Genomic DNA, 25,732 nt, shown 5'->3' with positions numbered 1-25,732 from the left:
TCGGCCTAGTCCCGCAGCTTGGCGTAGGCGCGGCGCATATCCGCATCCATCATCGCCTCAAGCACTGTTTTGAAACCCTGTACCGCCTCGGGACCGGCATCCTTGTAGGCGGCCCGCATCCGGGCGCGCTGAGCATCCGAAAGCGTTGCCTCCAGCGCCTGGCCCTGTTCCGTGAGAAAGAGGTGGCGCTCGCGCTTGTCCAGCTCACCCACTTTGCTGATCACCAAGCCGTCGCCAATCAGCGTGCGCAGCACCCGGTTCAGCGACTGTTTGGTCACGCCCAGAATGCTAAGAAGATTGTTCACCGTGGTGCCCGGCGAGCGGTTGATGAAATGGATCGCCCGATGATGCGCCCGGCCATAGGCCAGTTCGGCCAGGATCCGGTCCGGGTCGGCGGTAAATCCGCGGTAGGCAAAGAACATTGCCTCGATCCCCTGGCGCAACTGCTCATCTGTCAGAAACAGCAGGCTTTCGCCGCCATACCCCTGCCCTGTCCGGCCTTCCGGCATTTGTGCCCCCTCGTCTGTCTTGCCGGGCAGTTTATGTCAGCCTTGTTGACATTCCAAGGGGGAAGATGTATCGAATCGCAGCTTTGACGCAAGATTGTGTCCGGAACGGCCGCAATATGCGCAACAAATGAAATTCCGCTTAGTTTAGGAGGGTGCGGTATGGCAGGCTATGATGACCGTGACGGTGTGATCTGGATGGACGGCGAACTGGTCGACTGGCGGGATGCCAAGGTGCATATCCTGACCCATGCGATGCATTACGCCTCCTCCGTGTTCGAGGGCGAACGCGCCTATAACGGCAAGATCTTCAAAAGCCGCGAGCATTCCGAGCGTCTGATCGCATCCGCCGAGGCGCTGGATATGCCGATGCCCTATACCGTCGATCAGATCGAGGCGGCCAAGGAAGAAACCTTGAAGGCCTCTGGCCTGCAGGACGCCTATGTGCGGGCGCTGGTCTGGCGCGGCTCGGGTGAGGATATGGGCGTGGCTTCGGCCAAGAACCCGGTGCGTATGGCGATCGCGGTCTGGGGCTGGGGCGCCTATTACGGCGACGCCAAGATGAAGGGCGCCAAGCTCGACATCGCGGAATGGAAACGCCCGAGCCCGGAAACCATCCCGGTCCACGCCAAGGCGGCCGGCCTTTACATGATCTGCACCATCTCCAAGCACAAGGCAGAAGCCAAGGGTTGTTCGGACGCACTGTTCATGGACTGGCGCGGCTATGTGGCAGAGGCAACCGGCGCCAATGTGTTTTTTGTGAAGGACGGCGAGGTGCACACCCCGCTGGCAGATTGCTTTCTGAACGGCATCACCCGCCAGACCGTCATTCAGATGCTCAAGGACAAGGGCATCACCGTGCACGAGCGCCGTATCAAGCCGGAAGAGATGGCGGAGTTCGAGCAATGCTGGCTGACCGGCACCGCGGCCGAGGTCACCCCAGTCGGGCAGATCGGCGACTATATGTTTGAAGTTGGCGCCCTGACCCGGGAGATCGCCGAAGACTACGAGGCACTGGTGCGCGCCTGACCACACGCAGTTGCAAGAACCAAGAGTTTCCGAACCCCCGCCCGCGTGCGGGGGTTTTTTGGTCCGTAAAGAATAGCCGACCTATCCCAAAGAATAGGGGCCTGACCGATTGCGCAAAGGCTACCGACGTTAAATCTGTTTTATTGCTTCGCGGCTGTGCGCATAGTGAAAGTTAACAGGTTGCCCCAAAACGATTGAGCGGCCCGGTGCACATCGAGTGAACCGCGCCAACTGAACACCAGAAACCGGCGGCAGGTTGCAGAAGAGGAAGACGGGAGTAAGGCGAGAGAAAATATGGCTGTCATCGTTTTTGCACTGACAACGATCAATCCGGACGATCTGGAGGCGCTCAGCATGTATTTGGGCACCACCAAGCCGCTGCTGGAAGAGGCGGGAGCAGAAATTCTCCAAGGGTATGAAATATCGGACACGATTGTCGGTGAAAAACTGCCGGAAATGGCGACAATCGTCCGCTATCCAAATCGCGCGGCCGTGGACAAGGTCTTTCAAAGCGCGGAGTATCAGGCTTTGAAAGAAATCCGTGAAAGGGCCTTTCTGAGCTATCAGATCGGGGTTGTCGAAGCGGATGCGCCGGGGCTGACCCGCTGAGGCGCGCAAGCGTTCAAGTCTGCTTGCAATTCGTCCAGCGCAATGGACGCAGGATGCAAAGCCGGTACCATATGCGCCATGTTGGGTCTGCACAGCGATATTCTCCCCCTGCCCCTGTCCCAGCCGGGGCGCTCTCCAAAAGGTCAGCAGCGGCCGGGAGCCCGGAAAACACAGGGCAACTGGCCTATGCCCTGACCGTTCACCGCCACAAGTTTTGCCAAATGCAGGCACGCCGCGCTTGCCGGTTTCAGCCAAAATCCCCTTGCTAGAGCCTTCTATCCACCTTTGGGATCAATCATCGGCTTAGCTTTGCCACGCTGCAGGCCCAGCCGGTGTTCGCGCCAGATCACCAGAACATTACCGGCAATCACCAGCGCAGCCCCGGCCAGCATCACCAGCGTCGGCCATTCTTCGAACCAGACATAGCCGATCACTATGGCAAAGATCATCGAGGCGTAATCATAAGGCGCCAGCATCGAGGCCGGGGCGAAGCGGTAAGAGGAGGTGACCAGGATCTGTGCCACCCCGCCGACCAGACCGGCGCCGACCAAGAGCGCAGCGGTGCGTGCATCCGGCATCACCCAGCCGAAAGGCGCGGTCAGCAGCGCCAGGCCCGAGGCCGTCAGCGAGAAATAAAACACAATGGCCGCGGTATGTTCCGACTGCACCATGCGGCGGATATGGATCTACACAAAACCGCGCGCCACTGTGGCGCCGACCACCAGCAGCACCCCCAGCATGGCCCCGTCCTCCAGATCGCCGCCTAAGCGCGGCCAGATCATGATCAGCACGCCCAACAGGCCGATGGCCACGGCGCTGATCCGCACCAGCCGGATCGTCTCGCCCAGAAACAGCGCTGCCAGGATCAGGGTGAAGATCGGTGTGGCATAGCCAATGGCCGTTACTTCCGGCAGCGGCAGCAGCGCCAGCCCCATAAAGGTCATCCCCATCGCCGAGGTACCGACCAGCCCGCGCCACACGTGAAACATTGGCTTTTTGGTGATCAGCCCATGCCGCAGTTCGCCGCGTATCGACAGCCAGATGACGATCACCGGAATGGCAAAAAAGGACCGGAAAAACACCGCTTCGCCCGCCGGCACGGTCTCCGAAGTGGCCTTGATGATGCCTGACAATGCAGTGAACAGCGCAATAGCGGTCACTTTCAGCAGAATTGCCAATACAGGCCGATGCGATGTTAAGGATTTTGCCATGGCGCGAACCTGCGCTCCTGCGCCGCAAAGATCAATGGCTTGATTTCACCCGTTACAAGGGCGCAAATAGCGCCGCTGAATGAGGGAGCTGCCGATGTATGACGCCAATCACCTGATCCGCCAGCTGCGCGAATCGTCCCTGGAGCGCGAGGACAGTGTTTTTGCCCGTCTGCCGGATGACAGCACGGTAACCTTTGGTGCCTTGTTTGCCGGCGCAGAGCGGATGGCGGCAGCCTTGGCGGCTCAGGGCGTGCAGCCGGGCGACCGGGTGGCGGTGCAGGTTCAAAAGACCCTTCAGGCGATTGAACTATACCTGGGCACGGTGATGGCTGGCGGCATCTTCCTGCCTCTGAACACGGCCTACACCGGGCCGGAAGTAGCCTATTTTATCGGCGATGCTTCTCCTGGTGTTGTGGTATGCGACCCGGCTCGCCAGGAACAGATCCGCGCCGTTGCCGGCACCGCAAAAGTGCTGACACTGGATGCTGCAGGGCACGGTTCCCTGCGGGATCTGGCAGATTGCCAATCCGGGTTTGCCCCCGTTGCCCGCGCAGCGGATGATCTGGCCGCGATCCTTTACACCTCAGGCACCACTGGCCGGTCCAAAGGGGCGATGCTCAGCCACGAAAACCTGGCCTCCAACTCGCTGATGCTGCGGGAATACTGGCGCTTTACGGCTGAGGATGTGCTAATCCACGCGCTGCCGATCTTCCACACCCACGGTCTGTTTGTGGCAACCAATGTGGCGCTGTTTGCAGGCGCCCAGGTGGTGTTCCTGCCAGGCTTTGACGCGGACGCGATCTTGCAGGCGATGCCTTCGGCGACCGCGTTGATGGGGGTGCCGACCTTCTACACCCGGCTGCTGGCGGATGAACGGTTGACCCGCGAACGCACTGCGAACATGCGCCTGTTCATTTCCGGCTCGGCGCCATTGCTGGTAGAGACCCATGCGCAATGGGAGGCGCGCACCGGCCACCGTATCCTAGAGCGCTATGGGATGACCGAAACCAATATGAGCACCTCGAACCCCTATGAGGGTGAACGCCGCGCCGGCACCGTTGGCTTCCCGCTGCCCGGCGTCGAGGCGCGGGTGATGCAGGGCGGCGCTGAAGTTGCACCGGGAGAGACCGGCGTGCTGGAGGTGCGCGGAGCCAATGTGTTCCAGGGCTACTGGCAGATGCCGGAAAAGACAGCAGAAGAACTGCGGCCGGATGGCTGGTTCATCACCGGCGACCTGGCCCGGATCGATGCGGACGGCTATGTCACCATCGTCGGGCGCGAGAAGGATCTGATCATCACCGGCGGTTTCAATGTCTATCCCAAAGAGGTTGAGAGCCTGATCGATGACCTGCCCGGCGTGCTGGAAAGCGCCGTGATCGGCGTGCCGCATCCAGATTTCGGCGAAGCCGTGGTGGCGGTGGTGGTGCCGACCGGCAAGGACACCAGCGCCGAAACAGTCAAGGCCGCACTGGCGGGGCAGCTGGCCAGGTTCAAGCAGCCCAAGCAGGTCATCCTGCTGGACACCCTGCCCCGCAACACCATGGGCAAGGTGCAGAAGAAAGCCCTGCGCGAGGAATTCGCAGAGCTGTTCAGCTAACAACACTCGCTCGGGCCAACAGTCCGGGCAGCGCCCGTCCGCCCCTGTCAAACCAGTGGTTTGCCTCCGGCAAAACGGCGGGCGCTTCGCTTCCACCTGCGGACGGTCACTGCCCTAGTGCTGGTGTGTTGCAGCATGCGCCCCTTCCTCGCGCCATTCCCGTATTGCCTGCAGCAGGATCTGAAAGGCGGAGCTCAGGAACAGCCCACCCATGATCCCGGCCACAATCAGGTCCGGCCAGCCGGTGGCAGTGCCCCAGACGCCAAATGCCGCGATCATCACCGCAACATTGCCAATGGCGTCATTGCGCGAGCACAGCCAGACCGAGCGCACATTGGCGTCGCCGTCCTTGTAGCGCGCCAGCAGCAGGACAGAGATCAGATTCGCCGCCAGCGCCATAAAGCCGATCACGCCCATGATCTGCGCCTGCGGCACACCAACGTAAAACACCTGATAAATGGTGGAGCCAAACACCCACATGCCCATCAGCAGCAGGCTGATGCCCTTGCTCAGTGCCGCCAGCGCCCTTGTACGCAAGCTGGCCCCGATCACTGCCAAGGAAATGCCATAGGTCAGCGCATCCCCCAGAAAATCCAGCGCGTCCGCCTTCAGCGCCTGGCTGCCGGACATCTGGCCAGCCCCCATTTCCACCGCGAACATGCCGGCATTGATAGCAATCACCAGCCAAAGCCTGCGTTTGTAGTCTGCCGAGACCCCGTCAAACCGGGCATTGTGATTGCAGCAGCCTGCCATTGTGCTTGTCCTCATTCCTGATTCGAGATCAATGTAGCTGCTCTAGTCACTAGAGCTTCAAGAGGTTTGTGCCATGTTCTCCATCGGTCAGCTGTCCAAAACCACCGGTGTGAAAGTGCCCACCATCCGCTACTATGAGGAAATCGGCCTCTTGCCACAGCCGGGTCGCAATGCCGGCAATCAGCGCCGCTACGGCCAGGATGGCATGGACGCGCTGGGTTTTATCAAACATGCCCGCGATCTGGGGTTCTCGCTGGAGGATATCAAATCGCTGATGGGGCTCGACGGCCATCTGGGCGATGACTGCGCCGAGGCCGACCGCATTGCCCGCAGCCAGCTGGCCAATGTCCGGGAAAGGATCCGCAAGCTGGAGCAGCTGGCGTCTGAGCTGGAGCGGATCAGCACCCTGTGCGACGGCGGCAACGGCGGCTGCTGCAAGGTGCTGACGGCACTGGGTGACCACAGCCAATGCGCAGGGGACCACGGTTAAGCGCGCGTTTTTAACCGGGCAAACACAGCGGTTTGCCCGGTTTTACCAGTGTTAGAGCCGGATTATGCGCCGATATGGCCCTGATTCTCACCAATCTGGCCACGGTGCAGCAGCAGGTGGTCCAGGATCACGCAGGCCATCATCGCCTCAGCCACCGGCACCGCGCGGATGCCGACACAGGGGTCGTGGCGGCCCTTGGTGATGACTTCCGTGGCAGAGCCGTCCTTGCGGATCGACTGGCGCGGGGTGAGGATCGAAGACGTCGGCTTCACCGCAAAGCGCACCACCACATCCTGACCGGTGGAAATGCCGCCGAGAATGCCGCCGGCGTGGTTGGAGGAGTACTCAGGCCCGTTTTCACCCATGAAAATTTCATCGGCGTTTTCCGAGCCTTTGAGGCGTGCAGCATTCATGCCTTCGCCGATCTCAACGCCTTTGACGGCGTTGATCGACATCATCGCGGCGGCCAGATCAGTGTCCAGCTTGCTGTAAACCGGCGCGCCGATGCCTGCGGGGACACCCCGGGCCACAACCTCAACCACGGCGCCAACAGAATCATGCGCCTTGCGCAGGCCCTGCAGATAGTCTTCCCAATCCTGCACGGCACCTGCGTCGGGAATCCAGAAATCATTCTGTTCGATCGCCTCCCAGTCAAAGCGGCTGCGGTCAATCTCCAGCTCACCCATTTGGGTCATGTAGCCCTTGATCTGCAATCCCGGCACCAACGCCTTGATTGCTTCACGTGCAACACCGCCCGCGGCAACTCGCGCGGCAGTCTCGCGGGCCGAGGAGCGGCCGCCGCCGCGGTAGTCGCGGTTGCCGTATTTCTGGAAATAGGTGATGTCGGCGTGGCCCGGACGGAAGGTCTGGGAAATCTCGCCGTAATCCTTGGAGCGCTGATCGGTGTTCTCGATCATCAGCTGGATCGGAGTGCCGGTGGACATGCCGTCAAACACGCCAGACAGGATCTTCACCGCGTCCGGCTCATTGCGCTGGGTGGTGTTCTTGTTCTGGCCGGGGCGGCGCTTGTCGAGCCACTGCTGCAGCATTTCCGGCTCCAGCGGCACATTCGGCGGGCAGCCATCAACAGTGGCGCCAAGCGCGGGCCCGTGGCTTTCGCCCCAGGTGGTGACGCGGAAGAGGTGTCCAAAGCTGTTCATCGACATGAGGCGCGGTCTCCTTTGCGGGACGTGCTTAGCGGGCAGGGGCCTGTGCCTCAAGCAGATTCCTGTGCAGCAAAGGAACAGGGGGCGCTGCCCCCGCCGCCTTTGGCGGCTCCCCCGGGATATTTCAAGCCAGAAGAACACAGGATCGGCGCAAGCAGCGATCCTGTTTGCCTGAAGCGTAGGTCCTGGCGGGCTTTGGCTTGTCTTTGCCGCAGTCCGGGCCTAAGGTCCGCGCCACCTCGGGGTGCGCACAAGCGCTGAGATGACACCCGTTGAACCTGAACCGGATCACACCGGCGGAGGGAAGGTACTGGACGTCCTCCACCCTTGCCCAAAGCCGCAAAGGAGGATGGCATGAAACATCTTGCATTTGCAGCGGGACTGCTTGGCGCTTCGGCGGCTTTTGCCGAAACGCCCGAACTGACCGTTTATACTTATGACAGCTTTGTTTCCGACTGGGGGCCCGGCCCGGCAGTGGAAAAAGCCTTTGAAGAGGTCTGCGGCTGCGACCTGAAGCTGGTTGGCGCAGGCGATGGCGCGGCACTGCTGGCGCGCATCAAGCTGGAGGGCGAACGCTCGGACGCCGATGTGGTTCTGGGGCTGGACACCAACCTGACCGCAGCGGCCAAGGAAACCGGCCTGTTTGCCGATCATTCGGTCAGTGCCGACTATGCGTTGCCGGTGGAATGGACCGACGCAACCTTTGTGCCCTACGACTGGGGCTATTTCGCCTTTGTCCACAACGCCGATGCCACAGTGCCCACGGATTTCAAGACGCTGGCGGACAGCGACACCAAAATCGTCATTCAGGACCCGCGCTCCTCGACCCCGGGTCTGGGCCTGCTCTTGTGGGTCAAGGCGGCCTATGGTGACGAGGCGCCGGCCGTCTGGAAGGGTCTTTCTGACAACGTTGTCACCGTGACAAAAGGCTGGTCCGAAGCCTATGGCATGTTCCTGGAAGGCGAGGCCGACATGGTGCTCTCCTATACCACTTCACCTGCGTATCACTTGATTGCCGAGGAAGATGGCTCCAAGGCGGCGGCGGCTTTTGATGAGGGTCATTACATGCAGGTGGAAGTGGCCGGTAAACTGGCAAACAGCGATCAGTCTGAACTGGCCGACCAGTTCCTGGCCTTCATGGTGTCGGATGCGTTCCAGTCGATTATCCCGACCACCAACTGGATGTATCCGGCGGTGATCCCGGCGACGGGCCTGCCGGAGGGGTTTGAGACATTGGTTCAGCCCGGCAAATCGCTGCTGCTGAGCGAAACTGAGGCAGCAGACGTCCGTGATGCGGCACTGGGCGAATGGCTGGACGCGCTCAGCCAGTAAGCGCATTTCCCGGGATCGGCGCGGCCCTTGTTGTGGCTGCGTTGATCCTTGGAACCCTTGCGGCTGTTGCTGCCCGGGCTGAGGCCGGCACCGGGTTTGGCGTCAGCGACTGGGCTGCGCTGCGTTTCACACTGACCCAGGCAAGCCTGTCTGCGCTCCTGAGCGTTGGCCTCGCGATCCCCGTCGCCCGCGCGCTGGCGCGGCGGCGGTTCCCGGGACGGCGTTTGCTGATCGCGCTTTTGGGAGCGCCCTTCATTCTTCCTGTCATTGTTGCCATTCTGGGCCTGCTGGCGGTTTTTGGCCGGGCCGGCTGGCTTAGCAGTCTGCTGGGGCTGTTCGGGCTGGAGCCGGTGCAGATTTACGGGCTGCATGGGGTGGTCCTGGCACATGTGTTCTTCAACCTGCCGCTGGCGACCCGGCTGATCCTGCAGGGCTGGCAGGAAATTCCTGCCGAACGCTTTCGCCTGGCGGCACAGCTGAATGCCGGGCCGCTGGCAATGTGGCAGCTGCTGGAAGCGCCGATGCTACGGCGGGCTGCGCCGGGTGCGCTGGCTGTAGTCTTTGCCATTTGCCTCTCTAGCTTTGCCGTGGCGCTGACCCTGGGCGGAGGACCGCGGGCCACCACCATTGAACTTGCCATCTATCAGGCGTTTCGCTTTGATTTCGACCTGGGCCGTGCGGCGCTGCTGTCAGGGCTACAACTGGGTCTGACGGGGGCGGCGGCACTGGTGGCGCTGCGGGTGTCTGCAGGCGAAGGTTTCGGTGCCGGGCTAGACCGGGCGGTGCGGCGCTGGGACGGGCACAGCCGTTTTTCGCGCGGGCTGGACATGTTTTGGATCTTCCTGTCCGCCGCTTTCCTGCTGCTGCCGCTGACCGCCATTGTTCTGGCAGGGTTGCCGGGATTGGCAGCGCTGAAGGGCACGGTCTGGCAAGCGGCTGGAAACTCCATTCTGGTTTCAGGGTTCAGCACGGTGATTCTGCTGGCGCTGGCCCTGCCGATGGCGGCAGCAGTTGCTGCGGGCCGCGATGGCATGACGGAACTGGCAGGCATCCTGGGCCTTGCGGCCTCGCCGCTGGTGATCGGTACCGGGTTGTTCATCCTGATCCATCCGATTGCTGATCCCTTTGCTTTGGCGCTGCCGGTGACGGCGCTGGTCAATGCGGTGATGGCGCTGCCCTTTGCCATGCGCATTCTGGTGCCCCGCGCGCGCGAGGTGCTGGGGCGGTATGGTCGCCTGTCGCTGTCGCTCGATATGCAGGGCTGGGCCTTTGTGCGGCATGTCTACCTGCCTAGGATGCGGGCGCAGACAGGCTTTGCGGCCGGGCTGGCGGCGGCGCTTTCGATGGGGGACCTGGGGGTGGTCGCGCTGTTTGCCGACCCGGATTTCGCAACATTGCCCTTGCAGATCTACCGGCTGATGGGGGCCTACCGGATGGAGGCGGCGGCCGGGGCGGCACTGCTGCTTCTTGTGCTTTCAATGGGGGCGTTCTGGATATTGGACCGCGGAGGGCGCTGGCATGCTGAAGCTTGAAAACTGCCGGATCATCAATGGCGGGTTTGCCGTCGAAGCGGATCTGGCCGTTGCGCCGGGTGTCTGTGCTGCGGTGATCGGGCCTTCGGGAGCTGGGAAATCGACACTGATTGAGGCGATTGCCGGGTTTCTGCCGGTGAGCCGCGGAGGCATCAGCTGGAATGGCGCGGATCTGACCGCCGCACCGCCCGGCAAAAGGCCCATTGCGATGCTGTTTCAGGACGGCAACCTGTTCCCGCATCTGACCGTGGCGCAGAATGTGGCTCTGGGTATTCATGCCAGCCTGCGGCTGGCGGATGCGGAGCGGCGCCAGGTGGAGGAGGCGCTGGCGCGTGTCGGGCTGGGGGACATGGGAGATCGCAAGCCCGCGGCCCTGTCTGGCGGCCAGCAGAGCCGGGTGGCGCTGGCGCGGGTGCTGGTGCAGGGACGGGATCTTCTGCTGCTGGATGAGCCCTTTGCCGCGCTTGGGCCAGCGCTGAAGGCTGAGATGCTGGATCTGGTGGCAGAACTGGCACGTGAAAGCGGTGCCACCGTTCTGATGGTCAGCCATGATCCGAATGACGCCCGCCGGATCGCTGATCAGGTGGTGCTGGTGGCGGATGGCAGGGCGCATGCACCGCAACAGACCACGCAGATGCTGGATAATCCACCGCCTGCCTTGCGGGCCTATTTGGGAATGGCCTGAGCCTCTGATCAGAGGGGGCTCGGCAGACGTGCATATGAAAAGGGGTTTCGCTGCGAAACCTCATTTATTAACAGGATCTTAAATGGAGAACTTGATCTGCTGACCGGATGCCCGCTGCCAGAGCAGCGGGCCGATGCAGGTCAAAAAACACTGTAAGCGCAGGGTTTATGCGGCCAGGGCCGCTTCCCGCGTCTTCGTGATCATCAGGGCTGCGCTGGCGGCTTCGTTGCCTTTTTGCACGAAGTGCGCGCGGTAGATGCCGATGTGATGCTCGGTTTCCTGAAAGTGATGCGGGGTCAGCGAGACGGACAGGACCGGAACGCCGGTGTCCATACCTGCCCGCATCAGCCCATCGACCACGGCCTGAGCAACGAAATCATGCCGGTAGATGCCACCGTCCACAACCAATGCAGCGCAGGCCACAGCGGCGTATTTTCCGGTTTTGGCCAGCTCCTGCGCCAGCAGCGGCATTTCAAAGGCGCCGGGCACATCAAAGACGTCGACCTGATCCGCCGGGATCAGCTGCAGGAAGCCCTCCAGTGCCTGGTCTACGATATCGGCATGCCATTGCGCCTTGATGAAGGCAAAGCGGGTGTGTGTCATTTCGTAATCTCCTTTGGCTCTGACACGTCACCCAAGGCGATCACGAACGGCAGGCGCACGCAGGGCAAACCAGCCCAAAACGGTCCTGACGCACGTTCTCTTCCATCCGGACTGTGACCGTCGGCTCTGGAGTCGCACCAGATCTGCTGACACATCTGTGCTTTGTTCCACAATTTATCCGAAAACCGGTTCCCACTTTTCGGATTGTGGACACAGACGCCGCTCGCGGGCTTACGAGACTGGCCCGCTTACCGCCGGTGGGGAATTCCGCCCCGCCCTGAGAACGGGCGGACATTGCCAAGCCGGCAGGGCAATTTCAAGAGCGGAAAACACAGGATAATCCGTCAGGAAAGACACGCGATTGATCTTTGTGTGCACATCCGGCTGCGACGTGCTGTCAGCGGGCCGGACGAGCCACCTGCAGAGGTCGTTGAAAATTGGCCAGATCGCGGTTGGCTGCTCGCTGGCCTATGGGGACTTCTGCCGCCCGGAAACCAACTGGCGCCAAGGCAAGGCGTTGCTGAACAACCAGTTCGCCGCAGTCGATTCGCGGCCCGCAATGCAGGTGCCGAAATCCCTCAAAAGTTAACGCTTCCTTCTTGAAAAACACCGGTGTCGCGCCGATATGGGTGCGGCACTGTCACACAGGCGTAACAGAAAAGACCCGTTGCGGCTTTCTGCGCGCCTATGACCGCTGGACGAATGCCATTCTCCCCGCTAGACACGCGCCTGAGTCACTGCGAGAAATCGCGGTGCATGCGCATGTTTGCCCTAAACGGGCGCTGGAATTGGAGAAAACCTCGTGTCCCACGCAGAAGACCACGAAGGAACCCGGAGAGATTTCCTCTACTACGCCACTGCCGGCGCCGGGGCAGTGACCGCGGGTGCCGCCGTATGGCCCCTGGTCAACCAGATGAACCCGTCCGCCGATGTGAAAGCGCTGTCCTCGATCCTGGTCGATGTCAGCGGCGTGGAAGTAGGCACGCAGCTGTCGGTGATGTTCCTTGGCAAGCCGGTGTTCATCCGCCGCCGCACCCAGGAAGAGATCGATGCAGCCCGTGCCGTGGAGCTGTCCGAGCTGATTGACCCGCTGTCGGAAAACCCGAACAAGCCGGGAACCGATGCGGCTGACGTCAACCGCACCATGGATGAAGCCGGCGAATGGCTGGTGATGATGGGTGTCTGTACCCACCTGGGCTGTGTGCCGCTGGGTGACGGTGCCGGTGAGTTCGAAGGCTGGTTCTGCCCCTGCCACGGTTCGCACTACGACACCTCGGGCCGTATCCGCAAAGGTCCGGCACCGCAGAACCTGCATGTGCCTGTCGCCGAGTTCACCGACGCAAACACCATCAAGCTGGGATAAGGAAACGCGCTCATGTCCGGTATTCCGCACGACCATTACGAGCCGAAGACAGGTGCAGAAAAGTGGCTGCACAGCCGCCTGCCCATCGTCGGCCTGATCTATGACACCATCATGATCCCCACCCCCAAGAACCTGAACTGGTGGTGGATCTGGGGCATCGTTCTGGCTTTCTGCCTGGCGCTGCAAATCGTCACCGGCATCGTCCTGGTGATGCATTACACCCCGCATGTTGACCTGGCCTTTGCATCTGTTGAGCATATCATGCGCGACGTGAACGGCGGCCATATGCTGCGGTATCTGCATATGAACGGTGCTTCGCTGTTCTTTGTTGCCGTCTACATCCATATCTTCCGCGGCCTGTACTATGGTTCCTACAAGGCGCCCCGCGAGATCACATGGATCGTCGGCATGCTGATCTATCTGATGATGATGGGCACCGCCTTCATGGGCTACGTGCTGCCCTGGGGCCAGATGTCCTTCTGGGGGGCCACCGTTATCACTGGCCTGTTTGGCGCGATTCCCTTTATCGGCGAAGCAATCCAGACCTGGCTGCTGGGCGGACCTGCGGTGGACAACGCCACCCTGAACCGCTTCTTCTCGCTGCACTACCTGCTGCCCTTCGTGATCGCAGCGCTGGTGGTCGTGCATATCTGGGCCTTCCACACCACTGGCAACAACAACCCGACCGGTGTTGATGTCCGTAAAGGTTCCAAAGAGGAAGCCGAGAAAGACACCCTGCCGTTCTGGCCGTACTTCGTGATCAAGGACTTCCTGGGTCTGGCCGTTGTTCTGGTGATCTTCTGGGCCATCGTCGGCTTCATGCCGAACTATCTGGGCCACCCGGACAACTACATCGAAGCCAACCCGCTGGTGACGCCTGCGCATATCGTTCCGGAATGGTACTTCCTGCCGTTCTACGCGATCCTGCGTGCCTTCACCTCTGAGGTCTGGGTTGTTCAGTTCGCGTCCTTTGTGACCGGCGGTATCGTGGATGCGAAGTTCTTTGGTGTGATCGCCATGTTCGGTGCGATCCTGGCAATGGCGCTGGCGCCGTGGCTGGATACTTCCAACGTGCGTTCGGGCCGTTACCGTCCGATGTTCAAATGGTGGTTCGCGCTGCTGGTTGTCGACTTCTTTGCCCTGATGTGGCTGGGTGCGATGCCGGCAGAAGAGCCTTATGCATCGTTCTCGCTGATCGCTTCGGCCTACTGGTTCGGCTACTTCTTCGTGATCCTTCCCCTGCTGGGCGTGATCGAAAAGCCGCTGGCGCAGCCGGCAACCATCGAAGAGGATTTCGACGCCCAATACGGCAAGAAGTCTTCTGCTGAAGCCACTCCTGCAGAGTAAGAAGAAGGAACACCTAGCAATGTTCAAGAAACTGGCAACCGGTGCCGCCTTCGCTCTGGCCCTGATCCCTGCTGCGTCATACGCGGCAGGCGGCGGCGATGCGCATGTGACCGATTATGACTTCTCGTTCGAGGGTCCGTTCGGCACCTACGACCGCAACCAGCTGCAGCGCGGCCTGCAGATCTACACCGAAGTCTGCGCAGCCTGCCACGGGCTGAAGCTGGTGCCGATCCGCACCCTGGCGGATGAAGGCGGCCCACAGATGCCGGAAGATCAGGTGCGTGCCTACGCCGCTGACAACTTCAGCGTCTATGATCCGGAACTGGATGAGGACCGCCCGGCCAAGCCGGTCGACTTCTTCCCGGAGAACAACAACGCAGGCGCTCCGGATCTCAGCATGATGGCCAAGGCTCGTGCGGGCTTCCACGGTCCCTATGGCCTGGGCATCAACCAGATGTTCAAAGGCATGGGCGGTGCGGAATATATCGCGTCGCTGCTGGCGGGTTACACAGGCGAGACCAAAGAAGAAGCAGGCACCACCTTCTATGAAAACACCGCCTTTCCGGGCGGCTGGATTTCGATGGCACCACCGCTGTCGGATGAGCAGGTTGAGTTTGCCGATGGCCACGCCAACGACGTGGAATCCATGTCGCAGGACGTCGCGGCCTTCCTGATGTGGACCGCGGAGCCCAAGATGATGGCGCGCAAGCAGGCTGGTTTTGTTGGCGTGCTGTTCCTGACCCTGTTGTCGGTGCTGCTGTATCTGACCAACAAGCGTCTGTGGGCCCCCCACAAGGGCAAACACTGATCACTGGCTGCTGACGCAGCTTTGAAACAGAGCCCCCGCAAGTGACGCTTGCGGGGGTTTTCTTTGCTGATGGGGCTGGGGCGCTGCCCCTCTGCGCGTAGCCGCGCATTCACCCCGGGGTATTTTTGACCAGAAAGAAGCAGCAGGCCTAGGTCAGCGGGCTGACCGCCAGATGCGGCTGACCGTTGGAGGTTTTCTGCGGCGAACGGTCCCCGGCATCAATGACCGCAGACACCCGCTGGCGCCAGGACGAGAAACTGTCGAACTGGACCACATCCACCGGCTTATCGAAATGCAGGGTGATCCGGCGGTGGCCATTGGGGCCGCAGGCAGCCAGCCCGTGCACGTAGCCAGTAAAAGGCTGGCCCAAGTAGCAGCCTTCGACCCGCATGCCCACCTGCAGCTCTGGCGCATTGGCGGCACGGGCGTGCAAGATGTTCCAGTTGCGGTAGCCATAATACTCAGCAATCCGCTCCAGGGCGGTGCTGTGGCTGATGGGCTGGCCGAGCTTTGCGGCCTCGGTTCTCAGAAGGCGGGCTTCGGCCTTCAACTGCCCGACGGGGGGGAGGGGAGTGTCTTTCTGCATGACTCTGCCTTTCGCAATCGGGTGCGGTTGCCGTTGCAGATAGGGCTCGCGTTGCTATCCGGGCGTGCACCCAGGCGTCAGGAAAGATCCTTGTCCGGAATTCACCATGGCCAGCGGCCGCGAGCGGCAGGTATCCGGATACCTTGGACTGATCTTTAGCTGGCACAGTGCGGGAAAGCAATTCCCCGTTCTCTGCAAGATCTGTCAGGCGGTAAGCTGTGTTGCGCTGGACCCGGTGATCACGGCGGACACGATGCTGCCTTCGGTCCGGGCCTTTGCAAAACTCACCTCGGTGAACTGTTCCGTGCGGCCCATATGCGGGTTTTCCATCAGGATTTGATGTGTCTTGCCGAGCTGTGCCGCCAGGTGGCGGTTCACCTGCACATCACCGACAGCCCGCAGACGGGCTGCACGTTCCTTGATGACGTTGCCGTTGACTTGGTTCGGGATCTTGGCGGCCGGGGTGCCTACCCGCTTGGAGTAGGGAAAGACGTGCAGCCAGGTCAGGTTGCAATCAGTGACCAGCCTCAGCGAATTCTCAAAATGGGATTCCGTTTCAGTCGGGAAGCCTGCGATGATGTCGGCGCCAAAGGTCATTTCCGGGCGCAGGCTGCGGGCCTCCTCGCAAAACGCAATGGCATCGTCGCGCAGGTGGCGCCGGGCCATGCGTTTGAGAATCAGGTCATCGCCATGCTGTAGCGACAGATGCAGATGCGGCATCAAGCGTTGCTCGGTGGCAATCGCCTGCATTAGATTTTCGTCCGCCTCAATCGAATCGATAGAGGAAATGCGCAGGCGCGGCAGATCCGGCACCAGCTTCAGGATGCGCATCACCAGATCGCCCAGGCGCGGCTGCGCGGGCAGATCTGCGCCCCAGGACGTGAGATCAACGCCGGTCAGCACCACCTCATTATAGCCTTTGTCCACCAGACGTTTGATCTGGTCGATCACCACGCCGGCAGGGACCGAGCGGGAATTGCCGCGGCCATAAGGAATGATGCAGAAGGTGCAGCGGTGGTCACATCCGTTCTGCACCTGGACATAGGCGCGGCTGCGGGTGCCGAAACCGTCGATCAGATGGCCTGCGGTTTCGGTCACCGACATGATGTCATCGACCTGCACCTTTTCCGTGGTGCCGATGAAATCCGGCCCTTTGGCAATGTCCTGCCAGGTTTGCGGCTGCATCTTTTCGGTGTTGCCGATGACCCGGGTGACCTCTTCCATCGCGGCAAAGGTTTCCGGTTCGGTCTGAGCGGCACAGCCAGTGACGATGATCGGTGCATCGGGGTTGTCCCGGCGCAGTTTGCGGATTTCCTGACGTGCCTTGCGCACCGCCTCGGCCGTTACCGCACAGGTGTTTACCACCACGGCGTTTTCCAGGCCCGCCTGCTGGCTCAGCTCCTTCATCGCCTCGGTTTCATAGGCGTTCAGGCGACAGCCAAGAGTGGTGAATTTGGGCGCAGTCATCCCAGGCTCTCCAGGAATTCGCGAGTGAAGCTGCCGTCAAACACATGCATGGTCGCCCCGGTCATCCAGACGCCATCCTCTGCCCAGTCGATCCACAGGGTGCCGCCGTCCAGATCGATCTGCACCTTGCGACCTGTCAGCCCGCGCCGGGCCGCTGCAACGGCCGTCGCGCAGGAGGAGGAGCCAGACGCCAGTGTCACGCCCACCCCCCGTTCCCACACCCGCATACGGATGCGGTCCGGACCGGTCACCTGGGCCACCTGCACATTGGTGCGCTGTGGATACAGAGGATGGTGTTCATACCGGGGGCCGAAATCCTCCAGTGGAATGCGCTCTGCGTCCTCAACAAAGAAGGTGCAATGCGGATTGCCCATGCCAGTGGCAGTTGGGCCGCCTTCGATCGGCAGTTCCAGCGTGTCCATCTCTTCGGCCAGTGGAATCTCCTGCCAGTCCAGCTGCGGCTGCCCCATATTGACAGAGGTGAGCCCATCGCCGGCATCGCGGGCATAGAGATCGCCGCGATCGGTGGTCAGATGCAGATCAGCCTTGCCGCTTTCCTGGATCAGGTGCCGGGCAATGCAACGGGTGGCATTGCCGCAGGCAGCAGAGGTGGAACCGTCGGCATTGTAGAAAGTCAGATGCGCATCACCCTGGCCGTTCGAGATCACCGTCAGCTGATCGAAGCCGACGCCAAACTGGCGGTGCGCAATTCCCTTGGCCATCGCCGGGGTGATGGCAATGTCCCACGCTCGCGCGTCGACAACGACAAAGTCGTTGCCCAGCCCGTGCATCTTCATGAAAGGGATTTTGATGTCTGCTGAGATGCTCATGGCGGGCATATAAACCCGGGGCCGAGATGAATCCAGCCTTCGTTGAGAAAAGTTGAAAATAGGGGTTGACCCCCCGCCGCACTGGCCCTAGATACGCCGCCTATCGGGACAGCGTGACAGTGACTGACACGCCAGACCAAAGCGAAATAAGTGCTTGAACCTCTTGGAAAAAACACTTAGACCGCAACGAAGAAGTGGGCCGTTAGCTCAGTTGGTAGAGCAACTGACTTTTAATCAGTGGGTCGCAGGTTCGAATCCTGCACGGCTCACCACTTCCTCCTAAGTTCATGTCACGTGACAAGGTAATTGTCCATCTGTGACAAGGTTCTATCCATTTGCGACAGATCTGTTGCCCATTGGTTCAGGATGTTCCTGTGTTATCTAAGCTACCCAATGGGTGAAGTGCCTTTACGGTCATCACATTTTTCGAGTTGTGTTAAGTGCTGGCGGGAAGCGGAATTGCGGCAACGCGACGCTGGCCGTGCCCGTCAACACCTGAAGCGGACCCTCAGGGGGCTCTGTTACACAAATTGAGTGAGGGATTCATCTCGTGAATCCAGCGTGGTAGCTGGAATGCTTGAGCAGCCCGGCGCCCCCGACCTACAGGACCAGGAACTGGCCAGTCTACAATGAAGCGCTCAACCGCCGTGGCTCGCTGACGATCCATTGGCCGGTAGGCGATTGCCCGCAATCGCCGTAAGGCTGGTTTGACCCCGAGATGAGCTGGGATGCGGCGCCGCCAGGCAGCCGTGGCCGCCAGCAGACCTACAGCGATGCCGCCATCCAGACATGCTTTTCGATGGAGGTGCTGTTCGGCATGGCCTTGCGGCAGACGACGGGCTTCGTCGAGAGCCTGTTGCGCCTGGTCGGCCTCGACTGGACGGTGCCCGACTTCAGCACGCTGAGCTGCCGCCAGAAGCCGCGGGTCGTGAACATCCCGTATCGTGGCTCGAAGGGGCCGCTGCACCTGTTGTTCGACAGCCCAGGGATAGGCTGCCAAAATCTTCTCAGCCTCTTTATCCTCCACCGCCACGCGCTCGCGCGGAGGTGGTTCGGATGGTTTGGGGCCGTGGTGGCCCCGGTACCCCGGCCACTGCGGCCCCCGTCTCGATATCGGGCTCAGCGGTGAGTTCAAGCGCCTCGAGCCGGGCGAGATCGATCCGGTAGACGACGGTGAATTCGTTCTTGCATCCCCGCGCTCCGGTCTCGACCAGAATGCCTTCCTTCAGGAAGTCCCGGATCGTCCTCTTGACGGTTGTCTCCCCGAGCTCCGTGTGCCGTTGGATCGTCCTTTCGAACACCAGATGCCTTGTCCGCAAGAAACATGATGATCTGCTTGCGCGTCGCACTCCCGAACTTCCGTTCGGCACATGCGTTTGCCACCCGCCGGCTCATTGTAAGGCCCTAAACTGCGCAAATACGTGCGAATTTTGTACAGGTTTTGTACGAGAATTCCGCCGTTTCAGCAGAATTCTGCCTGAAGGCTCACGGGACTTTCTGCACGCTTCTGCACAAAGGCCTGTAAATAAGCCATACTTTTCAGGTTTTTTTGGCGACCCCGGCAGGATTCGAACCTGCAACCTGCCCCTTAGGAGGGGGCTGCTCTATCCAGTTGAGCCACGGAGCCATGCGGGTTCACGCCATAGCAATTCCCTTTTGCAATCACAATAGGATGGCCTGCTTCAAGAACCGCTTTGACGCACGCAGTTTCCATTGTGCAGCACATCATGTCTGCGCTAACGTTACGAACAGAAATATGCATGAGGCTCAGGAACGTGACAACGGACAGCAAGCGCCCGCTTACCCTTCGCGATGTATCCGAGGCAACCGGTGTCTCCGAAATGACCGTAAGCCGCGTTCTTCGCAACCGCGGCGATGTGTCAGAGAAGACTCGCACCAAGGTTCTATCTGCTGCCAAGGATCTAGGCTACGTACCAAACAAGATCGCAGGTGCGCTGGCCTCGAACCGTGTGAACCTGGTGGCGGTGATCATTCCTTCTCTTTCGAATATGGTTTTCCCTGAGGTTCTGACCGGTATTAACAAAATACTGGAGAACACTGACCTGCAGCCGGTGGTTGGTGTCAGCGACTATCAGCCTGAAAAGGAAGAGAAAGTCCTCTATGAGATGCTCTCTTGGCGCCCTTCCGGTGTGATTATTGCCGGTTTGGAGCACACTGATGCGTCCCGTGCCATGCTGCGAAATGCAGGAATCCCGGTCGTGGAAATCATGGACACTGATGGCAAACCGGTGGATGCCATGGTTGGCATCTCCCACCGGCGCGCCGGCCGCGAAATGGCGAAGGCAATCCTAAAAGCAGGGTACCGCCACATCGGCTTCATGGGCACCAAGATGCCACTGGACCATAGAGCGCGCAAACGCTTTGAAGGGTTCACCGAAGTTCTCGCCAAGGAAGGCGTGGAGATTGAAGACCGCGAATTCTATTCCGGCGGATCTGCTTTGGCGAAGGGGAGAGAGATGACCCAAGCCATGCTGGAACGCTCGCCAGAACTTGATTTCCTGTACTATTCCAACGACATGATTGGCGCGGGCGGGCTTTTGTATCTGCAAGAAAAGGGCATCGATGTTCCTGGCCAAGTCGGTTTGGCCGGTTTCAATGGAGTGGAGCTGCTGCAAGGGCTGCCCCGCAAACTGGCAACCATGGATGCCTGCCGTTTGGAAATCGGCCGCAAAGCAGCAGAAATTATCGCCGCGCAATTGGAGGACCCGGAGATAGACATTGAAAGACATGTCACGCTGACTCCGACCATTTCTTATGGCGATACGCTGAAACGCCGCTGATGGCGCTACAGAGACTGGACAATCAAACCGCGCGGCGGCTGTTTCTGGATCGCCACGCGCTGCTGGAACAGCCTTCGGGCCCTTCCAAGGGCGCTGATCTTCTGGCTCTGATTCAGCGGCTGGGGTTTGTGCAGCTCGACAGCATCAACACCGTGGCGCGGGCGCATGATGTGATCCTTTATTCACGGCGCCCGGGCTATCGTGCCAAGCACCTAAAGCAGCTTTATGAACGGGACCGCGGGCTGTTTGAACATTGGACCCATGACGCCGCGATGATCCCGATGGCGTTTTACCCGCATTGGCATCTGCGCTTTCAGCGCGACACCGAACTGCTGCGCAAACGCTGGCGCAACTGGCGGCGCGACGGGTTCGAGGCGCAGTTTGAGGCTGTCCTGAACCATGTGCGCGATCACGGGCCTGTCAGCTCATCCGACGTAGGCAAGGATGAAAAGAAAGGCTCCGGCAGCTGGTGGGACTGGCATCCGTCCAAAACCGCGCTGGAATATCTCTGGCGCTCCGGCGCTCTGACGGTGGTGGGGCGTGAAGGGTTCCAGAAACGCTATGACCTGACCGAACGGGTGATTGAGGACTCTCTCTGTCCCGGGCGCCTGAACTGCGACACACAGGCGACAGTCAACTGGCTCTGCTCTGCCGCCCTGGACCGCCTGGGCTTTGGCACCTCTGGTGAGCTGGCAGCCTTTTGGGACACTGCTTCTGCAGCTGAGGCCAAGGCCTGGTGCGCCGAACAGCTGAATTCGGGAGAGCTGGAAGAGATAGAAATAGAACAAGCCGACGGGAAACTGCGCAAGGTGTTCACCCGCCCCGGCACAGTTGCAGCTGCTGCAAAGCTGGCACCGGCCCCAAACCGCATGCGGGTGCTGAGCCCCTTTGATCCGGCGTTGCGCGACCGCAAGCGTGCCGAGCGGCTGTTCGGCTTCCACTACCGGATCGAAGTCTTCACCCCGGCACCCAAACGGCAATACGGCTATTATGTCTTTCCGCTTATGGAAGGCGCGCGGCTGGTGGGGCGCATAGATATGAAAGCGGAGCGCGACGCGGATATTTTGCGCGTCACCGCTATCTGGCCTGAACGGGATGTGAAATGGTCTGCGGCCCGCACCAGGCGACTGGAGGCGGAATTGGACCGTGTGGCGCGCTTTGCCGGCGTTGGCAGCGTTGTTTTCTCAGACGGCTGGCTGCGTCTGTAGACAGTTGCGCTACGCAGTGCTGCGCTTGCGCGACAGGATCAGGTCCGGAAGCACCAGCGTGTCAATCAGCGCGTCGCACAGGCCGACGCAATTGGCGCAGCCGACGCAGGGTCCCTGAAGTTCGGCAACTTCTGCCGCCAGGGCCTTGACCTTGGGTGCGGTGGATTTGCTGCGGCTGATCTGCATGGCGGGTCTCCTCTGATAAAACGGCGCGATCTGGTAAGCGAACCCGGCAGACTGATTCAGGTCAATCCAAGCCTATGTCACAAAATATTTCTATTTCCTGCCTTGGCTCAGAGTGCACCCCTTCCCGCAGGCCGAGAGGGGCAGAAAATTTACTGCATCAGCATCAGGGGCAGCAGTGTGATCACCGGGAAGGCGACCAGGATGACGACCCGGACAATGTCAGAGGCAACAAAGAACATCACCGCCTTGTAGGTGTCGATCATCCTGGTTTCTCGGTCCATTGCGTTGATAATGAACAAGTTCATGCCGACCGGCGGGGTGATCAGTCCGACCTCCACCACGATCAATACCAGCACACCGAACCAGATGGCGACATACTCTGCCTCGATCCGGTTCACCCGGCCTTCGGTCACCCGGATACCCAGCTCTTTCATCTGCTCGCGGGACAGCTCTGCGCCGACAGCGATCGCATCCTTGATCGAGGCCAGCATTTCGGCGCCCATACCGTCAGGCACGCCGACTGCCAGCACCTCCATCGCTGCATCTGCCTGCATTGCGGACAAGGACAGCAGGCCAAAGTCCATCGCCGAAATCACCGGAAAGAAGATCGGGATGGTCAGCAGGATCATCGACAGCGAATCCATCAGGCAGCCGAACACCAGATAGAAGGCGAGGATCAGTGTCAGAACCATCCAGGGGCTGAGGCCCTGGCTGACCACGAAATCCGCCAGCTCCTGCGGAACTTTGGTCAGAGCCAGAAAACCGTTGTAGAAACCCGCACCCAGAACGATGAAGAAGATCATCGCGGTGGAGCGCGCCGTGACCATGAAGCTCTCGCCCAGGGTTTCGCGGTTCAGACCGCCGTTCATCCAGGCAATCAGCCCGGTGCCGAACGCCCCCACAGCCGCCCCTTCAGTCGGAGTGAACCAGCCGAGATAGATGCCGCCCACCACCAGGCCGAAAACCAGCAGCACCGGCCAGACATGGAACAGCGCCGCAAACCGCTCGCGCATCGGTATTGGTGGACGGGTGCCCGCGCTTTCCGGGAACAGGCGAACATAGATGGAAATAGCGATGACATAGCCCAGGGCCGCCAGAAGGCCGGGGATGAAGGCCGACAGGAACAGTTTGGCGATGTTCTGCTCGGTCAGGATGGCATAGATCACCAGCACCACGGAGGGTGGGATCAGGATTCCCAACGTGCCGCCTGCCGCGAGTGTCGCGGTGGAGAAGCCGCCGGCATAACCGTATTGCTTCAGCTCGGGCAGCGCCACACGACCCATGGTGGCCGCAGTGGCCAGAGACGAGCCGCAGATCGCGCCGAAACCCGCACAAGCGCCGATGGAGGCCATCGCCACTCCGCCTTTGCGATGTCCAAGAAACCCTTCGGCAGCCTTGAACAACGCGGTGGACATGCCGCCCAGCGTTGCGAAATGCCCCATCAGCAGAAACATCGGCACGATGGTCAGCGAATAGGACGAGAACGTCGTATAGGTTTCGCTTTTCAGTCGTCCGAACGCCACCTGGGTGCCATCCGTCACCCAGATCAGCCCGCCAAGCCCGACCAGAAACATCGAGAGCCCGATCGGCACCCGCAGGAAAATCAGCAGCATCAGGACTGGAAAGGAGGCGATGCCAATTTCAAGAGCCGTCACGTTTCACCCTCCACGCCATCCCAGACCAGGATGCGGCCGGTCAAGAATTCAATGGTGCGCACCGCGCCCATATAGATGCCGACGATGGCGGCCACGAGCGCCGCGAGCATGCTGATGGCGTAGGCCCACCAGACCGGAAATTCGAGCAGGAAGGAGGTCTCGCCGTTGGAATATTTGCCCACCAGACCAGCTCCCAGGCGCCAGGCGATCAGCACCAGCACCGCTGCAAACAGCAGCTCGGTCACCATCCGCAGGAACCGTTTCACGCCACGCGGAAAGGCATTTGCCACCACATCCACCGAAGCATGGCCCGCAGTGATCTGGCACAGCGGCAGAAAGGCGAAGATGGCAAAGGCAACGCCCGCCTCTACCAGCTCAAAATCGCCGTTCACGGGACCGACCCAGCCCGTCATCCATTTCGAAAACCCAGGTGCAATCCGCTCCATCAGATCGCCATGGAACAGCCCGTTCAGCAGCCGCCCGGCGATTGAAACACATGTCAGAATGATCAGGAGAGTGAGGACCGCACCGCCCAGGTAGGCCATGGCCTTGGCCAGCCGCATCATGAGCTTGTGCATGGTAGTGTTGCCTTATTCCGGTGTGCAAAGGGCCGCTGCCAATGCCGCGCGGCCCCTCGCTTTTATCAGTCAGAACGCCTTACTGGTACTGAGGCGTGTATTTCTCGATCAGCCCGCTGGCCTCTTCGATCAGCGCGGCACCGTCGATACCTTTTTCGTTCATATCCGCGATCCATTTGTCATAGATCGGCTGAGACCGTTCGCGCCACATCGCCGTCTGCCCGGCGTCCAGCGTGATGACTTCATTGCCCAGATCCAGCGCCATTTCCCGCGATGGTCCGTCGGAATCTTCCATGGTACCACCGGCAAAGACCGATAGCTCCAGGCCGGAGTTGTCATCGATTGCCTTCTTCAGATCATCCGGCAGGCTTTCATAGCTGTTCTTGTTCATCGCCAGCACAAAGGTCAGCGTGTAAAGCGCCTTGCCGGTGAATTCAGTGTGGCTTTCGACCAGTTCCGGAACTTTCAATGCGGCGGTCACTTCCCAGGGGATGGTCGTACCATCGATCACGCCTTTGGACAGCGCTTCGGGAACAGCAGGAACCGGCATCCCGACCGGGGTCGCCCCCAGCTCGCTCAGCAGCGCGTTCACCGAACGGCCGCCGCCGCGGATTTTCATTCCTTGCAGATCATCCGGTGTTGAGACGGGATCCTTGGTATGGATATTGCCGGGACCGTGCACCCAGGTGCCCAGAATGTGCACATCCTTGAACTCGCTGTCCTTCATGTGTTTTTCGAACATTTCCCAATAGGCATGTGACACCGCGCGTGCGTTGGTCATCATGAAGGGAAGTTCAAACACTTCGGTGGAAGGGTAGCGGCCCGGTGTATAGCCCACCACGGTCCAGACGATGTCCGCCACACCATCAATGGCCTGATCCATCAGTTCCGGTGGCTTGCCGCCCAGCTGCATCGATGGAAAACGGTCGATTTTGATACGGCCGCCCGAGGATTCCTCGACGTTGTCCGCCCAGACATCCAGGATCAGCTTCGGCACATTGGCCTGCGCCGGCAGGAACTGATGCAGTTTCAGCGTGACTTCCTGGGCAAATGCCGGTGCCGCGCACATCGCTGCGACGGCTGCTGCGCCAACTGCGCCCAGTAGCTTTCTCCGAGTGGTCATGTCGTCCTCCCTTTGACCTATTCACATTCTGGGGGCTGTCTCATGCAAGATTGCTGCGGCACCCAGCCAAGTTCTTTCCGTTTGTGCCGCCAGACCCCCGTTTTGGGTTCATTTACTGAACCGCTTTCACTTCTGCTATTGGGTGCGTTTGTAACCATCAACAACAGATCATGTATTTCTCACGCAAGAATTCCGCCTGTACATTCGGCTTGCCGACAAATTCACGGCCGGAGATGTTACGGATACCACAAGGTTGCACATCATTTG

24 protein-coding genes, 2 tRNA genes, 2 pseudogenes and 2 riboswitches are annotated in these 25,732 nt (G+C 60.5%); of the genes and pseudogenes, 15 read left to right on the top strand and 13 right to left on the bottom strand.

Features of this window, described 5'->3' with window-relative positions:
- Positions 1–5 precede the first annotated feature (5 nt).
- The gene (locus ACP151_RS02365; protein ID WP_424977238.1) at positions 6–509 is read right to left on the bottom strand and encodes a MarR family winged helix-turn-helix transcriptional regulator; all 504 of its coding nucleotides are present in this window, start codon (positions 507–509) and stop codon (positions 6–8) included.
- 159 nt (positions 510–668) lie between these two features.
- Here ACP151_RS02365 and ACP151_RS02360 point away from each other — a divergent pair, with 159 nt between their 5' ends.
- Positions 669–1,535, top strand: coding sequence for a branched-chain amino acid aminotransferase (locus ACP151_RS02360; RefSeq protein ID WP_424977237.1), 867 nt, complete (start codon positions 669–671; stop codon positions 1,533–1,535).
- Between the two features lie 294 nt (positions 1,536–1,829).
- Entirely contained in the window at positions 1,830–2,144 is a 315-nt protein-coding gene (locus ACP151_RS02355) for a DUF1330 domain-containing protein (protein WP_424977236.1), read from the top strand.
- Between the two features lie 275 nt (positions 2,145–2,419).
- Here ACP151_RS02355 and ACP151_RS02350 read toward each other — a convergent pair.
- Positions 2,420–3,355: pseudogene (locus ACP151_RS02350) on the bottom strand (DMT family transporter).
- Between the two features lie 94 nt (positions 3,356–3,449).
- Here ACP151_RS02350 and ACP151_RS02345 point away from each other — a divergent pair.
- Positions 3,450–4,952, top strand: coding sequence for a malonate--CoA ligase (locus ACP151_RS02345; protein ID WP_424977348.1), 1,503 nt, complete (start codon positions 3,450–3,452; stop codon positions 4,950–4,952).
- 114 nt (positions 4,953–5,066) lie between these two features.
- On the opposite strand, the gene ACP151_RS02340 is transcribed toward ACP151_RS02345, so the two are convergent.
- On the bottom strand, positions 5,067–5,705 hold the full coding sequence (locus ACP151_RS02340; RefSeq protein ID WP_424977347.1) for a cation transporter: 639 nt from the start codon (positions 5,703–5,705) through the stop codon (positions 5,067–5,069).
- Positions 5,706–5,778: 73 nt separating this feature from the next.
- Between ACP151_RS02340 and ACP151_RS02335 the strand changes: the two genes are divergently transcribed.
- Positions 5,779–6,195, top strand: a complete 417-nt coding sequence (locus tag ACP151_RS02335) for a MerR family transcriptional regulator (protein ID WP_424977235.1) — start codon at positions 5,779–5,781, stop codon at positions 6,193–6,195.
- A gap of 62 nt (positions 6,196–6,257) precedes the next feature.
- On the opposite strand, the gene aroC is transcribed toward ACP151_RS02335, so the two are convergent.
- Positions 6,258–7,361 carry a chorismate synthase gene (aroC, locus tag ACP151_RS02330; RefSeq protein ID WP_424977234.1) on the bottom strand — a complete coding sequence of 368 codons (1,104 nt, stop codon included), beginning with the start codon at positions 7,359–7,361 and terminating at the stop codon, positions 6,258–6,260.
- A 230-nt stretch (positions 7,362–7,591) separates the two neighbouring features.
- Positions 7,592–7,683: riboswitch (TPP riboswitch) on the top strand.
- A gap of 32 nt (positions 7,684–7,715) precedes the next feature.
- Between aroC and thiB the strand changes: the two genes are divergently transcribed.
- The 3 genes from thiB to ACP151_RS02315 are packed head-to-tail and all read left to right on the top strand — an operon-like array spanning position 7,716 to position 10,910.
- On the top strand, positions 7,716–8,693 hold the full coding sequence (gene thiB, locus ACP151_RS02325; RefSeq protein ID WP_424977233.1) for a thiamine ABC transporter substrate binding subunit: 978 nt from the start codon (positions 7,716–7,718) through the stop codon (positions 8,691–8,693).
- Entirely contained in the window at positions 8,669–10,225 is a 1,557-nt protein-coding gene (locus ACP151_RS02320) for a thiamine/thiamine pyrophosphate ABC transporter permease ThiP (RefSeq protein WP_424977232.1), read from the top strand. The genes thiB and ACP151_RS02320 overlap by 25 nt, the downstream gene beginning before the upstream one ends.
- Positions 10,212–10,910 (top strand): ATP-binding cassette domain-containing protein, encoded by a 699-nt coding sequence (locus ACP151_RS02315; RefSeq protein ID WP_424977231.1) that lies wholly within the window; start codon positions 10,212–10,214, stop codon positions 10,908–10,910. Before ACP151_RS02320 ends, ACP151_RS02315 begins: the two co-directional genes overlap by 14 nt.
- Before the next feature lie 165 nt (positions 10,911–11,075).
- Here ACP151_RS02315 and ACP151_RS02310 read toward each other — a convergent pair whose 3' ends face one another.
- A complete protein-coding gene (locus tag ACP151_RS02310; RefSeq protein WP_424977230.1) occupies positions 11,076–11,513 on the bottom strand; it encodes a 6,7-dimethyl-8-ribityllumazine synthase in 438 nt (145 codons plus the stop codon).
- Between the two features lie 90 nt (positions 11,514–11,603).
- A riboswitch (FMN riboswitch) is annotated at positions 11,604–11,802 on the bottom strand.
- Between the two features lie 141 nt (positions 11,803–11,943).
- Here ACP151_RS02310 and ACP151_RS02305 point away from each other — a divergent pair.
- From ACP151_RS02305 to ACP151_RS02290, 4 genes are all read left to right on the top strand, one after another.
- Positions 11,944–12,102: a hypothetical protein gene (locus ACP151_RS02305; RefSeq protein ID WP_424977229.1), complete on the top strand. Its 159-nt coding sequence runs from the start codon at positions 11,944–11,946 to the stop codon at positions 12,100–12,102.
- 213 nt (positions 12,103–12,315) lie between these two features.
- Positions 12,316–12,876 (top strand): ubiquinol-cytochrome c reductase iron-sulfur subunit, encoded by a 561-nt coding sequence (petA, locus tag ACP151_RS02300; protein ID WP_424977228.1) that lies wholly within the window; start codon positions 12,316–12,318, stop codon positions 12,874–12,876.
- A gap of 12 nt (positions 12,877–12,888) precedes the next feature.
- Positions 12,889–14,223: a cytochrome b gene (gene petB, locus ACP151_RS02295; RefSeq protein WP_424977227.1), complete on the top strand. Its 1,335-nt coding sequence runs from the start codon at positions 12,889–12,891 to the stop codon at positions 14,221–14,223.
- 19 nt (positions 14,224–14,242) lie between these two features.
- Complete coding sequence (locus ACP151_RS02290) at positions 14,243–15,031, top strand: cytochrome c1 (protein WP_424977226.1); 789 nt, start codon at positions 14,243–14,245, stop codon at positions 15,029–15,031.
- A 148-nt stretch (positions 15,032–15,179) separates the two neighbouring features.
- Here ACP151_RS02290 and ACP151_RS02285 read toward each other — a convergent pair whose 3' ends face one another.
- The 3 genes from ACP151_RS02285 to dapF form a co-directional block, all read right to left on the bottom strand.
- On the bottom strand, positions 15,180–15,617 hold the full coding sequence (locus ACP151_RS02285) for a glyoxalase superfamily protein (RefSeq protein WP_424977225.1): 438 nt from the start codon (positions 15,615–15,617) through the stop codon (positions 15,180–15,182).
- A gap of 204 nt (positions 15,618–15,821) precedes the next feature.
- Positions 15,822–17,084 (bottom strand): tRNA (N(6)-L-threonylcarbamoyladenosine(37)-C(2))-methylthiotransferase MtaB, encoded by a 1,263-nt coding sequence (gene mtaB / locus ACP151_RS02280; protein WP_424977224.1) that lies wholly within the window; start codon positions 17,082–17,084, stop codon positions 15,822–15,824.
- On the bottom strand, positions 17,081–17,923 hold the full coding sequence (gene dapF, locus ACP151_RS02275; RefSeq protein ID WP_424977223.1) for a diaminopimelate epimerase: 843 nt from the start codon (positions 17,921–17,923) through the stop codon (positions 17,081–17,083). The genes mtaB and dapF overlap by 4 nt, the downstream gene beginning before the upstream one ends.
- A gap of 187 nt (positions 17,924–18,110) precedes the next feature.
- Here dapF and ACP151_RS02270 point away from each other — a divergent pair.
- Positions 18,111–18,186, top strand: a tRNA-Lys gene (locus ACP151_RS02270).
- Between the two features lie 305 nt (positions 18,187–18,491).
- Positions 18,492–18,905 (top strand): annotated as a pseudogene (locus tag ACP151_RS02265) (transposase); the annotation flags it as partial.
- A gap of 559 nt (positions 18,906–19,464) precedes the next feature.
- Here the strand turns inward: ACP151_RS02265 and ACP151_RS02260 are convergent.
- Positions 19,465–19,541 (bottom strand) — tRNA-Arg (locus ACP151_RS02260).
- Positions 19,542–19,689: 148 nt separating this feature from the next.
- Between ACP151_RS02260 and ACP151_RS02255 the strand changes: the two genes are divergently transcribed.
- The gene (locus ACP151_RS02255; protein ID WP_424977346.1) at positions 19,690–20,715 is read left to right on the top strand and encodes a LacI family DNA-binding transcriptional regulator; all 1,026 of its coding nucleotides are present in this window, start codon (positions 19,690–19,692) and stop codon (positions 20,713–20,715) included.
- Positions 20,715–21,923, top strand: coding sequence for a winged helix-turn-helix domain-containing protein (locus ACP151_RS02250; RefSeq protein ID WP_424977222.1), 1,209 nt, complete (start codon positions 20,715–20,717; stop codon positions 21,921–21,923). Before ACP151_RS02255 ends, ACP151_RS02250 begins: the two co-directional genes overlap by 1 nt.
- A gap of 9 nt (positions 21,924–21,932) precedes the next feature.
- Here ACP151_RS02250 and ACP151_RS02245 read toward each other — a convergent pair whose 3' ends face one another.
- The 4 genes from ACP151_RS02245 to ACP151_RS02230 form a co-directional block, all read right to left on the bottom strand.
- Positions 21,933–22,109: a hypothetical protein gene (locus ACP151_RS02245; RefSeq protein ID WP_424977221.1), complete on the bottom strand. Its 177-nt coding sequence runs from the start codon at positions 22,107–22,109 to the stop codon at positions 21,933–21,935.
- 149 nt (positions 22,110–22,258) lie between these two features.
- Complete coding sequence (locus ACP151_RS02240) at positions 22,259–23,764, bottom strand: TRAP transporter large permease (RefSeq protein ID WP_424977220.1); 1,506 nt, start codon at positions 23,762–23,764, stop codon at positions 22,259–22,261.
- Positions 23,761–24,342 carry a TRAP transporter small permease gene (locus ACP151_RS02235; RefSeq protein ID WP_424977219.1) on the bottom strand — a complete coding sequence of 194 codons (582 nt, stop codon included), beginning with the start codon at positions 24,340–24,342 and terminating at the stop codon, positions 23,761–23,763. Before ACP151_RS02235 ends, ACP151_RS02240 begins: the two co-directional genes overlap by 4 nt.
- Before the next feature lie 79 nt (positions 24,343–24,421).
- Complete coding sequence (locus ACP151_RS02230) at positions 24,422–25,465, bottom strand: TRAP transporter substrate-binding protein (RefSeq protein ID WP_424977218.1); 1,044 nt, start codon at positions 25,463–25,465, stop codon at positions 24,422–24,424.
- Positions 25,466–25,732: the final 267 nt, after the last annotated feature.

Origin of the sequence: Leisingera sp. S232 (genome assembly GCF_049800895.1) — a bacterium.
In the GTDB taxonomy this organism is placed as follows: Bacteria; Pseudomonadota; Alphaproteobacteria; order Rhodobacterales; family Rhodobacteraceae; genus Leisingera.
The sequence above is the reverse complement of the archived record's forward strand: the minus strand, read 5'-3'. Positions and strand labels throughout refer to the sequence as shown.

Bases quoted from the DNA above. Each gene is read 5' to 3' on its own strand.
- ACP151_RS02345 (WP_424977348.1), top strand. From the start codon at position 3,450: ATGTATGACGCCAATCACCTGATCCGCCAGCTGCGCGAATCGTCCCTG.
- ACP151_RS02230 (WP_424977218.1), bottom strand. From the start codon at position 25,465: ATGACCACTCGGAGAAAGCTACTGGGCGCAGTTGGCGCAGCAGCCGTC.
- ACP151_RS02340 (WP_424977347.1), bottom strand. From the start codon at position 5,705: ATGGCAGGCTGCTGCAATCACAATGCCCGGTTTGACGGGGTCTCGGCA.
- thiB (WP_424977233.1), top strand. From the start codon at position 7,716: ATGAAACATCTTGCATTTGCAGCGGGACTGCTTGGCGCTTCGGCGGCT.
- ACP151_RS02355 (WP_424977236.1), top strand. From the start codon at position 1,830: ATGGCTGTCATCGTTTTTGCACTGACAACGATCAATCCGGACGATCTG.
- ACP151_RS02335 (WP_424977235.1), top strand. From the start codon at position 5,779: ATGTTCTCCATCGGTCAGCTGTCCAAAACCACCGGTGTGAAAGTGCCC.
- ACP151_RS02310 (WP_424977230.1), bottom strand. From the start codon at position 11,513: ATGACACACACCCGCTTTGCCTTCATCAAGGCGCAATGGCATGCCGAT.
- ACP151_RS02245 (WP_424977221.1), bottom strand. From the start codon at position 22,109: ATGCAGATCAGCCGCAGCAAATCCACCGCACCCAAGGTCAAGGCCCTG.
- ACP151_RS02285 (WP_424977225.1), bottom strand. From the start codon at position 15,617: ATGCAGAAAGACACTCCCCTCCCCCCCGTCGGGCAGTTGAAGGCCGAA.
- ACP151_RS02320 (WP_424977232.1), top strand. From the start codon at position 8,669: ATGGCTGGACGCGCTCAGCCAGTAAGCGCATTTCCCGGGATCGGCGCG.
- ACP151_RS02360 (WP_424977237.1), top strand. From the start codon at position 669: ATGGCAGGCTATGATGACCGTGACGGTGTGATCTGGATGGACGGCGAA.
- ACP151_RS02250 (WP_424977222.1), top strand. From the start codon at position 20,715: ATGGCGCTACAGAGACTGGACAATCAAACCGCGCGGCGGCTGTTTCTG.
- mtaB (WP_424977224.1), bottom strand. From the start codon at position 17,084: ATGACTGCGCCCAAATTCACCACTCTTGGCTGTCGCCTGAACGCCTAT.
- ACP151_RS02315 (WP_424977231.1), top strand. From the start codon at position 10,212: ATGCTGAAGCTTGAAAACTGCCGGATCATCAATGGCGGGTTTGCCGTC.
- dapF (WP_424977223.1), bottom strand. From the start codon at position 17,923: ATGCCCGCCATGAGCATCTCAGCAGACATCAAAATCCCTTTCATGAAG.
- aroC (WP_424977234.1), bottom strand. From the start codon at position 7,361: ATGTCGATGAACAGCTTTGGACACCTCTTCCGCGTCACCACCTGGGGC.
- petB (WP_424977227.1), top strand. From the start codon at position 12,889: ATGTCCGGTATTCCGCACGACCATTACGAGCCGAAGACAGGTGCAGAA.
- ACP151_RS02235 (WP_424977219.1), bottom strand. From the start codon at position 24,342: ATGCACAAGCTCATGATGCGGCTGGCCAAGGCCATGGCCTACCTGGGC.
- ACP151_RS02290 (WP_424977226.1), top strand. From the start codon at position 14,243: ATGTTCAAGAAACTGGCAACCGGTGCCGCCTTCGCTCTGGCCCTGATC.
- ACP151_RS02365 (WP_424977238.1), bottom strand. From the start codon at position 509: ATGCCGGAAGGCCGGACAGGGCAGGGGTATGGCGGCGAAAGCCTGCTG.